We start from the raw sequence: 12,001 nt of genomic DNA, 5'->3' as shown, positions 1-12,001 counted from the left end.
GTCAGTTCCCCGCCTCGGCCGCATCACGGTCCGAGACTCCGGTCGGCTCGCTGTCCGGACGGATGTCGATGCGCCAACCGGTGAGCCGAGCGGCCAACCGGGCGTTCTGTCCCTCCCGGCCGATCGCCAGCGACAGCTGGAAGTCCGGCACGGTCACCCTGGCTGTACGGCTGGCCGCGTCCACCACCTCGACCCGCAGGGCCTTGGCCGGGGAGAGCGCGTTGCCGACGAACTGGGCCGGGTCGTCCGACCAGTCGATGATGTCGATCTTCTCGCCGTGCAGCTCGCTCATGACCGCCCGGACCCGCTGGCCCATCGGGCCGATACACGCGCCCTTCGCGTTCACACCCTGCACGGTCGAGCGCACCGCGATCTTCGTACGGTGACCTGCCTCACGTGCGATCGCGGCGATCTCCACGGTCCCGTCGGCGATCTCCGGCACCTCGAGGGCGAACAGCTTCTTCACCAGGGCCGGGTGCGAGCGGGACAGGGTGATCTGCGGGCCGCGGAAGCCCTTGGCCACGTGCACCACGATGCAGCGGATCCGGGTGCCGTGCGGGTACGTCTCCCCGGGCACCTGCTCGGACTGCGGCAGGACCGCCTCCAGCTTGCCCAGGTCGACCGTCACGATGTGCTTCTCGGCACGGGCGGCGTCGGCCTGCACCACACCGGTGACCAGGTCGCCGTCGCGCCCCGCGTACTCACCGAAGTGCTGCTCGTCGGTGGCCTCCCGGAGCCGCTGCAGGATGACCTGCTTGGCGGTCATCGCGGCGATCCGGCCGAAGTCGTGTGGCGTGTCGTCCCACTCACGCACCAGGGCGCCGTCCTGGTCGAACTCCTGCGCCAGCACGGAGGCCACACCGCTCTTGCGGTCGATCTCCACCCGGGCGTGGCTCTCCGCGCCCTCGGTGTGCCGGTAGGCGGTGAGCAGAGCGGTCTCGATGGCCGCCAGGATGGTCTCGAACGGGATCTCCCGCTCGCGCTCCAGGGCGCGCAGCGCCGCGAGGTCGATGTTCATTCCTCGCCCTCCCCTTCGTCGTCGTCTTCTTCGTCGTCCGACTCGTCGAACTCGGCTTCGTCCATGCGCTTGAACTCGATCTGGACCTTGCCCGCCCCCAACTCGGCGAAGCCCAGCTCCCGGATCGTCCCGTCCACGTCGAGCGTCACGCCGGTCTCGTCGGCCGAGATCACTCGGCCGGTCAACCCGTTCACCGCGACCAGCCGGCCGGTGTTGCGCCGCCAGTGCCGCGGCTGGGTGAGCGGTCGGTCCACCCCCGGTGAGCCGACCTCCAGCTGATACTCCCCGGCGAGCACCTCGCCGCCGGCCTCTTCGGCCGCGTCGAGCGCCGCGGAGATCTCTCGGGAGACCACCGCCACGTCGTCCAGGCTGATGCCGCCGTCGGTGTCGATCAGGACCCGGACCACGTGCCGGCGGCCGGCCCGGGACAGGGAGAGGTCCTCCAGGTCGTAACCGGCCGCGGTGATCACCGGCTCGACCACCTCGCGGACCCGGGCACGCGCGGCGGTCAGGTCGACACGGGGAAGGGTGGGGTTACGGGTCTCCGGCTCCGGCCGGGTGCGGCGGGCGCCGGGGCGACCACCGGGCCGGGCCCCGGCGCGACCACGCTGCGTCATCGGGCTCGACCTCTCGCTAGCTTCTCGCAGGAACGACTATATGCCGCCGGGCAGTTCACGGCCCCGCGGCTGACGCGAAGCGTAACGTGCCGACGGGCGGGGCGAAGCAGCGCCGCACCGAATGGTGTTCACTGGCACCGTGCTGACGAACTCACGGCGGAACTTCCTCGGTGTCCTGCTGGGTTCCGCGGCGCTCGCGGGCTGCGGCGTCTTCGACTCCGAGCCCGAGCCCGCTCCCCCGCCGGATGCCTTCCAGCCCCTGCTCGACGAGACACTCGCGCTGGCCGCGGCGTACGACCGGGTGATCGTCTCGCAGCCGGCACTGGCCACCCGGCTCACCCCGCTGGCCGAGGACCACCGGGCGCACGCCGCCGACCTCTCCCGGCTGATCGGCGCCGCGCTGGTGTCGGCCGCACCGTCGGCATCGGCACCGGCGGCCCCCGCTGACAGTGTCGCCACGCTGCGTAAGGCCGAGCTGGCCGGGCAGAAGACCGCGGCGGCCGCCTGCAAGGCCGCCCCGGCCGATCGGGCGATGCTGGCCGGCTCGATCGCCGCCTGCCGCGCCACACACGCTGAGGCGCTGCGCTGACCCGATACTCTTCGCGCGTGACGGAACAACTCGCCGCCGCCCTCGCCGCCGAGGAGGCGGCCATCTATGCCTACGGCGTGATCGGCGTGCACCTGACCGACTCCGACGAGGTGGCCCGCGCCCGCGCCGCCGACCTGGAGCACCGGGCCCGGCGTGACGACCTGATCGACCGCATCGACGAGCTGCAGGCCAGTGCCGCGCCCGCTCCGGCGGCGTATGAGCTGCCGTTCGAGGTGACCGACCGGGAGGGCGCGCTGAAACTGGCCGTCCATGTCGAGGACGGGGTGGCCCAGGCGTGGCGGGCGCTGCTGCCGGTCACCGAGGGCGACGAACGGGTCGACGCGCTGTCGCATTTGACCGACTCCGCAGTTCGTGCGACCCGCTGGCGGCGCATCGCCGAGGTCACACCGCTGACAATGGCCTTTCCGGGCCGCCCGGCCTGATGATCGCGCCACCCGGGGCGGGTGGATGCCCGAGAATGGGCCTGTGATCGCCGAGCTCGACACCACCATGCCTCGCGGGTCGCTCGCTATCCGGCTGCGCGACGCCGTTCAGGAGCGCTGGTCGGCCGAGGTCCAGTCGATCGGGCTGTGCGGTTCGATGGCACACGGCGACGACACCGAGAGCAGCGACGTCAATCTGGTCGTCATCACGTACCGTCCGCGGACCGGGCCGAAACCGGCCCGCCGCAACGTCGACGGCATCCCGGTCGACCTGCGGGTGACGACCGCCGAGGAGGGGCTGGGCCAGGCCCGGCAGCTGACCACCTACTGGCCGATGCAGGCCGACACCTACATCACCACGTTTGCGCTGCACGATCCACAGGAGTGGTTCAAGGTGCGGCGGGAGGCCCACCTCAGTCTGCTCGCCGAGGCCCGGCCGATGGAGTTCACCGGCCTGGCCCGGCAGAACTGGGCGATAGCCAACAGCGCGCACGCCCGGGCGGTACGACTCACCCAGTGGTATGAGACCGACGCCGCCCTGATCCTGATGGCCGAGGCCCGGCTGCACGCCGCCCTGGTCGCCGGTTTCCTGACCCGCACCTATTTCCGTAACACGGCCGACGCGGTCAAGCACACCGGCGTGGCCGCGGCCGACATGCAGGAGCTCGGAGCGATCCTGCGATATCAGGCCGAGGAGCTGACCGCGCGCGGCCGCCCGGTGGACGGCCGGCTCGGCGCCCTCTTCGACTAGCTCAGGGCAGGGTCAGGATCTCGTAGCCGTCGTCGGTCACCACGAGGGTGTGCTCGAACTGGGCGGTCCACCGACGGTCCTTGGTGACGACCGTCCACCCGTCACGCCACATCTCGTACTCATGGGTGCCGAGCGTGATCATCGGCTCGATGGTGAACGTCATACCCGGTTCCATCACCGTGGTGAGCTGCGGGTTGTCGTAGTGCGGGATGTACAGCCCGGAGTGGAACGTCTCGCCGATCCCGTGCCCGGTGAAGTCACGGACCACGCCGTACCCGAACCGTCGCGCATACGCCTCGATGACCCGGCCGATCGCGTTGATCGGTCGGCCCGGCGCGACCGCGCGGATGCCCCGCATCATCGCCTCACGGGTGCGCTCGACGAGCAGCCGGGCCTCGTCGCTCACGTCACCGACCAGGAAGGTCGCGTCGGTGTCGCCGTGCACCCCGTTCAGGTACGCGGTGACGTCGACGTTGATGATGTCGCCGTCCTCCAGCACGGTGGAGTCCGGGATGCCGTGGCAGATCACCTCGTTGAGCGAGGTGCAGCACGACTTGGGGAAGCCCTTGTAGCCCAGCGTCGACGGATAGGCGTTGTGGTCGAGCAGGAACTCGTGCACCACCCGGTCGATCTCGTCGGTGGTCACACCGGGCTTGCAGTGCTCGCCGGCGAGTTGGGTGGCCTGCGCGGCGATCCGGCCCGCGATCCGCATCTTCTCGATCGTCTCGGTGGACTGCACGTGCGAGCCGCGCCACTGCTGGGGACGTTTCTTCCCGACGTACTCGGGGCGGACGATCTGTGCCGGGACCGATCGCGCGCGCGACTGCTTTCCCGGTACGAGTGGGGCACGTACGGTCATGAGGAACAGCCTAACCGGCGGCCACGGCACCGACCGGGCCCGTCCTTGCCGGTGTGCGGACCGCTGTGGAATCGTATTCGGCGTGGATCAAGTGGGTGCGGACCCGAGTTTCTCCGCGGTCGGCGAGGTGGTCGGTGATCGGGTCACGGTCACGGTGACCGGCGAGGTCGACATGGCGACCGCCGGGGCGCTGTTCGAGGCGGCCACGCCGGGCCGGGTGACGGCGGCGACAGTCGACCTACGGGCAGTCACCTTCTTCGACTCGGCCGCCATCCACACCCTGGTCCGACTGGTCGACCACTACGCGGGCGCGCTGGAGGTGTTCCCCTCCGATCGGGTGCGCCGGGTCCTCGACATAGCCGGCCTGAGCACCCAGCCCTGGCTCAAGCAGAGCTGAGCGGCCGGCGCAGGGTCACCTCGGTGCCCTCGGCCGAGCGGTGTACCGACAGTTCGGTGAGCGCGCCGATCAGGGCCAGCCCCCGACCGCGGAATCCGGCGTCACCGGCCGGCCGCCAGCCGCCCGTGTCGCGGACCGACACCACCACCGCGTCCTCCGGCAGCGACGCGGTCACGGTGATCACCGGCTCGGCCGGGTCGACCGGGTGCTCGATGGCGTTGGCGGCCGCCTCGGAGACCGCCACCACCAGGTCGAACGCGTCCTCCTCGGGCACCTCGTGGGCGGCCAGGAAGTCCTCCAGCCGGCGGCGCAGCACGGTGAGCAGGCCCGGTTCGGCGGGCAGCCGCAGCACGAACTCGCTGGGCTCGGTCACCTCCAGCGCGACCAGGGCGATGTCGTCGCGGCGGGTCTGCCGGGCCGCCTTGGCCAGCAGCGCGTCCAGCAGGTCGTCGACGTGCTCGGTGGGTTTGGCGACGTCGGCGGTCAAGTCGGCGAGACCGCTGTCGATGCCCTGCCGCCGGTCCTCGATCAGGCCGTCGGTGTAGAGCAGCAGCCGGGCGCCGGCGGTCAGCTCGGTCTCCCGGGTCGGGTAGGTGACGACGCCGAGCGCCCCGATCGGCGGTCCGAGCGCCGGGCCGTACAGGAACGTGCCGGGCCCACCGGGCGGGATCAGCACGGGTGACGGGTGCCCGGCCGAGGAGAAGCTCATCCGCCGGGTCCGCGGGTCGAACCCGACACAGAGCACTGTCGCGAACTGCCGCCGGCCGAGCGTGTCGACCAGTCGGTTCAGCCGGGTCAGCGCGGCGCCGCAGTCGAAACCCTCCAGCAGGTACGCCCGGAGCGCGTTACGCAACTGCCCCATCACGGCGGCGGCCTGCACCCCCTTGCCCACCACGTCGCCGATGACCAGGTACAGCACGCCGTCTGGGCCGGCGATCACGTCGTACCAGTCGCCACCGACCCGGGCCTCGCTGCTGCCGGGCACATACCGCCCGGCCACGATGGCTCCCGGCACCCGGGGCAGCGTGTGCGGCAGCAGGCTGTGCTGGAGGGTCGAGGCGATCCGGTGCTCGGTCTCGTAGAGGCGGGCGTTGGCCAGCCGCAACCCGACCAGGCGGGCCAACTGGGTGAGTACCACCGGCTCGACCGGGACGCAGGGACCGGCCCACACCCGTAGCTCACCGAGCGGCGGCCCACTGGTGGCGGGCAGCGGCAGGATCAGGTCGGGTGGGGCCGATCCGGCGGCACCACCGTCGCGTTCGGCTCGACCCTCCGGGGTGGTCAGCAGCACCCGGCCGGCCGACGTCATGGCCAGCACGTGCCGGGCGGCGACCTCCAACACCTCGGCGGTGGTGGGGACGGCGTTGAGCGCGGCGGCCGCGTCGACCAGCCCGCGGAGCCGGTTCACGGTCTCCCGGCGCTGCTGCCCGAGCTCCAGGTTGGCCCGGACCCGGGCGGTCAGCTCCCGGGTGGAGAACGGTTTGACCAGGTAGTCGTCGGCGCCCGCGGACAGTCCCTCGACCGCGGCCTCCTCACCGGCGCGGGCGGAGAGCACGACGATCGGCACATCCCGGGTACGCGGATCCGCGCGCAGCCCGGCGATCAGACCGAACCCGTCCAGCCGGGGCATCATCACGTCGGTGAGCACCAGGTCGAACTGCTGCTCCCGGGCCAGGTCCAGGGCGCCCATCCCGTCCACCGCGGTGACCACGTCCCAGTACGGCCCGAGCAGCCTGGACACGTGCTCACGCAGGTCGGCGTTGTCGTCGACGAGCAGGATCCGGCCGCCGGCCCTCCGGTGCACGGGCTGTGGGGCGGGCGGCCCGTCCCCGGCCCACCAGGTCGCCTCGTCGACCCAGAGCCGCGGCTCGATCGGGTCGCCCGGCGGCGCCGGGTCGTCGCTGATCCGGTCGGCGGGCAGGTGAGCCGAGCCGAACGGGAGCCGGACGGTGAACTCGCTGCCCTGACCGGGGCGACTGCGCACCCCCACCGAACCGCCGTGCAGCCCGGCCAGCTCGCGGACCAGCGCCAGGCCGATCCCGGTGCCCTCGTGACTGCGCGACCAGGCCCCGGTGACCCGGTGGAACCGGTCGAAGAGCAGCGCCTGCTCGGCCTCCGGGATGCCGACACCGGTGTCGCGGACGGACAGCACGGCGTGGCCGTCCGCGGCCCGGATCCGGACCTCGACGCCACCGTCGCGGGTGAATTTGACGGCGTTGGAGAGCAGGTTGAAGACGATCTTCTCCCAGAGCTCGTGGTCGATGTGGACCGGTTCGCCCAGCGCCGGCGTGTCCACGGTCAGCGTCAGCCCGGCCCGCTCGATGGCCGGCCGGAAGGTCCCGGCCAGCCGGGCGGTGTGCTGGGCCAGGTCGGTGGGCCGGAAGACGGCGGCCATCCGACCGGACTCCATCCGGGAGAAGTCGAGCACGGTGTTGACCAGTTTGAGCAGCCGGAGCGCGTTGCGGTGCATCGGTCGGAGGCGGTCCCGCACCGGCCCGTCCAGGGCCGGGTCCTCGATCAGATCCTCCAACGGCCCGAGGATCAACGTCAGCGGGGTACGGAACTCATGGCTCACATTCGAGAAGAAGTCGGTCTTCGCCTGATCGAGCGCGGCCAGCTCGGCGGCCCGGCGGCGCTCCTGCTCGTAGGCCCGGACGTTGGCCACCGCCCGGGAGATCTGGGCTGCCGCCAGGTCGAGGAAGTCGCGGTAGTCGCCGTCCAGCGCCAGGTAGCGGCTGACCCCGACGACCAGCGCCCCGATCGTGTCCGCGCCCACGCCGATCGGCAGCACCAGTGCCTCGGCCGCCGCGGACGGCGCCGGGCCGGTCAGCTCGGCGAGCAGGACACGGCCGGGCCGGCCGCTCGTGATCGACGCACGGATCGCCGGGTGCGGGTCCGGGTCGTTCAGAACCACGGCGGCGTACGGAACGTCCTCGGCGTCGCCGGTGAGCACCATGGCCGCGTCGGCGGCGAGGGTGGCCTGGTCCGGCGAGTCGGCCAGCCCGCGGCCCAGCGCGCTGAGGGTCCGCACCCGGCGCTCGCCGAGAACCCGTCCGGTGGTCTCGGTGACGATGCACAGCACCCCGCCGGGCACCCCGTCCGCGGACCGGATCGGGTCGTAGGAGATGTCGAAGTAGGTCTCCTCGACGAACCCGTTGCGCTCGATCATGAACAGGTGGTCACGGGCGTAGAACGACTCGTCGTCAGTGATCACACCGCGGAACAGTTCATGCAGGACGTCCCAGACCTCGGCCCACAGCTCGCTACCCGGCCGGCCCAGGAAACCGGGGTGTTTGCTGCCCATCGTCGCGGTGTAGGCGTCGTTGTAGAGCACCACGTACTCCGGGCCCCAGAAGATGATGATCTGGGCACGGGAGGCGAGCATGGTGGCCACCGCGTCGGCCAGCTCGGGCGGCCACGTCGACGGATCACCGATCGGGGTGGCCGACCAGTCCAGCGTGGACATCCGGGCGCCCATCTCGCCGCCCCGCTCGAAGGCGTTGCGGAGCCGCCTCGGCAGGGCGCCCATATGCATGCCTCCCACACGTCCGGTCCGGTCGCACGTTAACACCGCACCGGTGGTCCCGCTCGTCAGGCAGCGACCACGCGAGCCCGTGCCGAGGCCTCCGCCAGCGCGGCGAAGGCCCGTAGGTCCGAGGTCCGCTCGGGGTGCCACTGCACGCCGAGGGCGAACGAGCGGCCCGGGTGCTCGACGATCTCGATCACCTGGTCGTCCGGGCACCAACCGACCGGCCGGAACTCGCCCGGGTCACCGATCGCCTGATGGTGGAACGAGTTCACGGTGAGACTGCGGCCGAACAGCCGGTACGCCGCGCTGTCCTCCTCGACCACCACGTCGTGCCGGCCGTAGTCGGAGGCACCGGCGGCGAGCGGGTCGGTCCCGGCCGCGGCCCGGTGGCGTTCGTGCCCGACCAGGTCCGGCAGGTGCTGGTGGAGGGATCCGCCGGTGGCCACCGCCATCATCTGCATGCCCCGGCAGACGCCGAGCATCGGCAGGTCGGCCTCCAACGCGGCGCGCATCAGCATCAGCTCGGAGGTGTCGCGGACCGTGTCGACCTCGGTCGCCGGGTGCCGCGGGGCACCCCAGTTGGCCGGGTCGATGTCGCCGCCGCCGCAGAAGACGATGCCGTCCAGGGACTCGAGCACGTCGGTGCCCGGGTCGTCCGGCGTGATCAGGACGGCCCGGCCGCCGGTGGCGTGCACCGCCCTCACGTAGTTCATCGGCAGCATCGCGGCCATCAGGTCGTTGCGGCCGTGGTGGATCTGCTCGGCGTAGGCGGTGAGTCCGATCAGCGGTCTGCGCATGCTTGCGTGAGCTCCTTCGAAGCCTCCGCCACCAGGGCTCCGAAGAGCCGCCGGTCCCGGCTCACCTCCGGATGCCACTGAACACCGAGCACGAAACGCCGCTCCGGATCCTCGACCACTTCGGGCAGGCCGTCGGCGGCCCGCCCGGTGACGGTCAGCGAGCCCGGGTCGGCGACGCCCTGGTGGTGGAAGCAGTTGATGGTCAGGTCCTCGCCCATCAGGGCGGCGATCCGGGTGCCCGGGTCGAGCACGACCTGCTGCGAGCCGTAGACGCCCGGCCCCGGCCGGTGCTTCTCGTGTCCGAGCAGGTCGGGCAGGTGCTGGTGCAGAGTGCCACCGGCGGCGACGGTGAGCAGTTGCATGCCCCGGCAGACGCCCAGGATCGGCAGGTCCCGGTCGAGGGCGCCGCGCAGCAGGGTCAGCTCACCGGCGTCCCGGTCCGGCTGGGCGACGGTGTGCGGGCCCGGCTCCTGGCCGTAGAGCGACGGCTGGAGGTCGGCCCCGCCGGCCAGCACCAGGCCGTCGATCCGGTCGAGCACGTCCGCGTCGAGATCGTCCGGCGGCAGGATCACCGCGCGGCCACCGGCGAGCCGGACCGCCTCGGTGTAGTCGTACGGAACCAGCGCGGTCGGGAGATCGGTCCAGACGCCCCAGCCGGCGGGCAGCACATAGGACGTTATGCCGATGATCGGACGCATCGCACCACCGTAGTCACATGCGCGCGGCGCCGGAGAACCGGCGCCGCGTCACGGGCCCCTCTGTCCCACCTACACGGGGATCGACCCGTGCCGGCGGGGATTCGACCCCTTACACCTCGTTTGAACTGGGTGTATAGGGCTTCCATCTCCACCGTAGCGGGTCGCTAAACCTCATAGCGGAGTTACGTACGCTCCGGTGATGCCGCCGTCGACGACGAACTGGGAAGCCGTCATGAAGGAGGCGTCGTCACTCGCCAGGAAAGCGACCGCGGCGGCGATCTCGTCCGGTTCGGCGAAACGGCCCATCGGCACGTGCACCAACCGGCGGGCGGCCCGCTCCGGGTCCTTGGCGAAGAGTTCCATCAGCAGCGGGGTGGCCACCGGTCCGGGGCAGAGCGCGTTGATCCGGATGCCTTCGCGGGCGAACTGCACCCCCAACTCCCGGGTCATCGCCAGCACCCCGCCCTTGCTCGCGGTGTAGGCGATCTGCGAGGTGGCCGCGCCGAGCAGCGCCACGAACGACGCGGTGTTGATGATCGAGCCCTTGCCCTGCCGCTGCATGTGCGGGATCGCGTACTTGCAGCAGAAGAACACGCTGGTGGTGTTGACCTTGAGGACGCGCTCCCACGCGTCCAGGCCGGTGACCAGGATCGAGTCGTCGTCCGGCGGCGAGATGCCGGCGTTGTTGAAGGCGATGTCGACCCGCCCGTGCCGCTCCGCGACGCCGTCGAAGAGGGCCTTGACCTGCTCCTCGTCGCTGACGTCACAGGCGACGAACTCGCCGCCGACCTCCTCGGCCACGGCCTTGCCCGCGTCCTCGGAGATGTCGACACAAACGACGAAAGCGCCCTCGGCGGCGAACCGCCGGGCGGTGGCCAGTCCGATCCCACTGCCGGCGCCGGTGATCACGGCGACCCGGTCCTGTAGACGTTCCACTTATTCTCCCGTAGCCAGGAACACGTTCTTCACGTCGGTGAAGGACAGCAATGCGTCCGGGCCGAGCTCACGCCCGAGGCCGGACTGTTTCATGCCACCGAACGGCGTCCAGTAGCGCACCGAGGAGTTGCTGTTGACGCTCAGCGCCCCGGTCTCGAGTGCCCGCGAGACGCGCAGCGCCCGGCCCACGTCCCGGGTCCAGAGCGATCCGGACAGGCCGTACTCGGTGTCGTTGGCCAGCGCGATCGCCTCGGCCTCGTCCCGGAACGGCAGCACGCTGACCACCGGGCCGAAGATCTCCTCCCGCCAGTGCCGGTCGGCCGTCGAACCCGCCAGCAGCACCGTCGGCGGGAACCACCAGCCTCCGCCCGCAGGAGCCGAACCCTGAAAGGCGACATCGGCACCGTCGAGATAGGACGACACCGAGTCCCGCCGGCCCGACGAGATCAGTGGTCCCATCTCGGACGAGTCGCTGGACGGGTCGGCTACCCGAAACGCGCTGACGGCGGGTTCCAGCAACGCGAGGAACCTGTCGTACACCGAGGCCTCGACCAGGATCCGGGAACGCGCGCAGCAGTCCTGCCCGGCGTTGTCGAAAACGGCGGAGGGGGCGGCGGCGGCCGCGGCGTCCAGGTCGGCATCGGCGAAGATCACGTTGGCGCTCTTGCCACCCAGCTCCAGCGTCACCCGTTTCACCTGGTCGGCGCAGCCCGCCATGATCGACTTGCCGACCTCGGTGGAGCCGGTGAAACAGACCTTGCGGACCGCGGGATGGGTGACGAACCGCTGCCCCACCACACTCCCCTTGCCGGGCAGCACCTGGAACACGTTCTCCGGCAGGCCGGCTTCGAGGGCCAGTTCACCGAGCCGGATCGCGGTCAGCGGAGTCAGTTCGGCCGGTTTGAGCACCACCGTGTTGCCCGCCGCCAGCGCCGGGGCGAACCCCCAGCCGGCGATCGGCATCGGGAAGTTCCACGGCACGATGATCCCGACCACCCCGAGCGGCTCGTGGAAGGTCACGTCGACACCGCCGGCCACCGGGATCTGCCGCCCGGACAGCCGCTCCGGCGCGCCCGCGTAGTAGTTCAGCACGTCCCGGACGTTGCCGGCCTCCCACCGGGCGTTGCCGATGGTGTGACCCGCGTTGCGTACCTCCAGCCGGGCCAGCTCTTCGAGGTTCTCCTCGACCACCGTCGCGAAGCGCCGCAACAACCGGGCCCGGTCCCCGGGCGACACCCGACGCCACTCACCGAAGGCGTCCGCGGCACGGTTGATGGCCGCATCGGTCTCTTCCAAACCCAGCGACGGTACGGTCGTGAAGACCTCGCCCGTCGAGGGGTTGATCACATCTGTAGTCCCCACGCCAA

General features: G+C 71.3%; 12 protein-coding genes. 4 read left to right on the top strand and 8 right to left on the bottom strand.

The features are described 5' to 3' along the window. Position 1 precedes the first annotated feature (1 nt). A complete protein-coding gene (gene nusA / locus Q0Z83_RS49815) occupies positions 2–1,018 on the bottom strand; it encodes a transcription termination factor NusA (protein ID WP_317790581.1) in 1,017 nt (338 codons plus the stop codon). After that, the gene (gene rimP / locus Q0Z83_RS49810; RefSeq protein WP_317790580.1) at positions 1,015–1,635 is read right to left on the bottom strand and encodes a ribosome maturation factor RimP; all 621 of its coding nucleotides are present in this window, start codon (positions 1,633–1,635) and stop codon (positions 1,015–1,017) included. Before rimP ends, nusA begins: the two co-directional genes overlap by 4 nt. 121 nt (positions 1,636–1,756) lie before the next feature. On the opposite strand from rimP, the gene Q0Z83_RS49805 reads away from it, so the two are divergent. From Q0Z83_RS49805 to Q0Z83_RS49795, 3 genes are read left to right on the top strand one after another with little or no spacing between them, the layout of a single operon-like run. Beyond that, on the top strand, positions 1,757–2,224 hold the full coding sequence (locus Q0Z83_RS49805; protein WP_317790579.1) for a hypothetical protein: 468 nt from the start codon (positions 1,757–1,759) through the stop codon (positions 2,222–2,224). 17 nt (positions 2,225–2,241) lie between these two features. Then, the gene (locus Q0Z83_RS49800) at positions 2,242–2,667 is read left to right on the top strand and encodes a ferritin-like domain-containing protein (RefSeq protein ID WP_317790578.1); all 426 of its coding nucleotides are present in this window, start codon (positions 2,242–2,244) and stop codon (positions 2,665–2,667) included. Positions 2,668–2,710: 43 nt separating this feature from the next. Beyond that, positions 2,711–3,418 carry a nucleotidyltransferase domain-containing protein gene (locus Q0Z83_RS49795; protein WP_317790577.1) on the top strand — a complete coding sequence of 236 codons (708 nt, stop codon included), beginning with the start codon at positions 2,711–2,713 and terminating at the stop codon, positions 3,416–3,418. A gap of 1 nt (position 3,419) precedes the next feature. Here Q0Z83_RS49795 and map read toward each other — a convergent pair whose 3' ends face one another. After that, positions 3,420–4,277 carry a type I methionyl aminopeptidase gene (gene map / locus Q0Z83_RS49790; protein ID WP_317790576.1) on the bottom strand — a complete coding sequence of 286 codons (858 nt, stop codon included), beginning with the start codon at positions 4,275–4,277 and terminating at the stop codon, positions 3,420–3,422. A gap of 82 nt (positions 4,278–4,359) precedes the next feature. Between map and Q0Z83_RS49785 the strand changes: the two genes are divergently transcribed. Then, positions 4,360–4,674: an STAS domain-containing protein gene (locus Q0Z83_RS49785; protein WP_317790575.1), complete on the top strand. Its 315-nt coding sequence runs from the start codon at positions 4,360–4,362 to the stop codon at positions 4,672–4,674. Here Q0Z83_RS49785 and Q0Z83_RS49780 read toward each other — a convergent pair. The 5 genes from Q0Z83_RS49780 to Q0Z83_RS49760 all read right to left on the bottom strand — a co-directional run bounded on the left by Q0Z83_RS49780 (position 4,661) and on the right by Q0Z83_RS49760 (position 11,996). Continuing rightward, complete coding sequence (locus Q0Z83_RS49780; RefSeq protein WP_317790574.1) at positions 4,661–8,203, bottom strand: SpoIIE family protein phosphatase; 3,543 nt, start codon at positions 8,201–8,203, stop codon at positions 4,661–4,663. The two genes, Q0Z83_RS49785 and Q0Z83_RS49780, sit on opposite strands and share 14 nt — an antisense overlap. A 62-nt stretch (positions 8,204–8,265) precedes the next feature. Beyond that, positions 8,266–9,000 (bottom strand): gamma-glutamyl-gamma-aminobutyrate hydrolase family protein, encoded by a 735-nt coding sequence (locus tag Q0Z83_RS49775; RefSeq protein ID WP_317790573.1) that lies wholly within the window; start codon positions 8,998–9,000, stop codon positions 8,266–8,268. Beyond that, positions 8,985–9,698 carry a gamma-glutamyl-gamma-aminobutyrate hydrolase family protein gene (locus Q0Z83_RS49770; RefSeq protein ID WP_317790572.1) on the bottom strand — a complete coding sequence of 238 codons (714 nt, stop codon included), beginning with the start codon at positions 9,696–9,698 and terminating at the stop codon, positions 8,985–8,987. The genes Q0Z83_RS49775 and Q0Z83_RS49770 overlap by 16 nt, the downstream gene beginning before the upstream one ends. A gap of 171 nt (positions 9,699–9,869) precedes the next feature. Next, positions 9,870–10,634, bottom strand: coding sequence for a 3-oxoacyl-ACP reductase (locus tag Q0Z83_RS49765; RefSeq protein WP_317790571.1), 765 nt, complete (start codon positions 10,632–10,634; stop codon positions 9,870–9,872). Then, positions 10,635–11,996: an aldehyde dehydrogenase family protein gene (locus Q0Z83_RS49760; protein ID WP_317790570.1), complete on the bottom strand. Its 1,362-nt coding sequence runs from the start codon at positions 11,994–11,996 to the stop codon at positions 10,635–10,637. Positions 11,997–12,001 lie beyond the last annotated feature (5 nt).

It is taken from the genome of Actinoplanes sichuanensis (assembly GCF_033097365.1).
Classification (GTDB): Bacteria; Actinomycetota; Actinomycetes; order Mycobacteriales; family Micromonosporaceae; genus Actinoplanes; species Actinoplanes sichuanensis.
This window is presented reverse-complemented; position numbering and strand designations above follow the sequence as displayed.

Excerpts from the sequence above, each read along its gene's own strand:
- nusA (WP_317790581.1), bottom strand. The coding sequence starts at position 1,018 with ATGAACATCGACCTCGCGGCGCTGCGCGCCCTGGAGCGCGAGCGGGAG.
- rimP (WP_317790580.1), bottom strand. The coding sequence starts at position 1,635 with ATGACGCAGCGTGGTCGCGCCGGGGCCCGGCCCGGTGGTCGCCCCGGC.
- Q0Z83_RS49805 (WP_317790579.1), top strand. The coding sequence starts at position 1,757 with ATGGTGTTCACTGGCACCGTGCTGACGAACTCACGGCGGAACTTCCTC.
- map (WP_317790576.1), bottom strand. The coding sequence starts at position 4,277 with ATGACCGTACGTGCCCCACTCGTACCGGGAAAGCAGTCGCGCGCGCGA.
- Q0Z83_RS49780 (WP_317790574.1), bottom strand. The coding sequence starts at position 8,203 with ATGGGCGCCCTGCCGAGGCGGCTCCGCAACGCCTTCGAGCGGGGCGGC.
- Q0Z83_RS49775 (WP_317790573.1), bottom strand. The coding sequence starts at position 9,000 with ATGCGCAGACCGCTGATCGGACTCACCGCCTACGCCGAGCAGATCCAC.
- Q0Z83_RS49770 (WP_317790572.1), bottom strand. The coding sequence starts at position 9,698 with ATGCGTCCGATCATCGGCATAACGTCCTATGTGCTGCCCGCCGGCTGG.